This window comes from Puniceibacterium confluentis (genome assembly GCF_007923445.1).
GTDB lineage: Bacteria > Pseudomonadota > Alphaproteobacteria > Rhodobacterales > Rhodobacteraceae > Puniceibacterium > Puniceibacterium confluentis.
On the sequence record NZ_VOJI01000125.1, the window covers coordinates 1 to 544 of the forward strand.

Here is a 544-nt window from a genome sequence, read left to right on the forward strand (position 1 = left end):
GGCCGCCGGCGACGGCGATCTCGGCCTGGGCGTCGACCAGATGCACCACGGCGTCGGCGTCCTCGGCGCCGCCCCAGGCCGAGCGGACCATGGCCCGGTCGAGCCGGCGGCGCGGCTTGAAGATGCCGGGGGTGTCGACCAGCACGATCTGGACGTCGCCGGCCAGGGCCACGCCCTTCACCGGAAAGCGCGTGGTCTGCACCTTCTGGGTGACGATCGAGACCTTGGCCCCGACCAGGCGGTTGACCAGGGTCGACTTGCCGGCGTTCGGCGCGCCGATGATGGCTGCGAAGCCGGCGCGGGTGTTGTGTTCGTTCATCGTTCTCGTACTCAAGACTGGCCTTCGCGCTGGAGCAGCGTCGCCGCCGCGGCCTTCTCGGCCTCCTGGCGCGAACGTCCCTCGGCGCGGACAGGTTCGAGGCCCAGCACCGTCACCTCGACCGTGAAGCGCGGCGCATGGTCCGGTCCCTGCCGGTTTATCACAGAATAGGCCGGCAGCGGCTTCTTCTGGCCCTGGGCCCATTCCTGCAGGGCGGTCTTGGGG

2 protein-coding genes are annotated in these 544 nt (G+C 70.6%); both read right to left on the minus strand.

Features of this window, described 5'->3' with window-relative positions; translation table 11 throughout:
• The coding region (locus FOY53_RS22815; protein ID WP_146592555.1) for a GTPase at nt 1-319 on the minus strand (319 nt) is incomplete at its 3' end.
• A gap of 11 nt (nt 320-330) precedes the next feature.
• Nucleotides 331-544, minus strand: a 214-nt coding sequence (locus FOY53_RS22820) for a putative dsRNA-binding protein (protein ID WP_246107530.1), incomplete at its 5' end; no start/stop codon positions are given.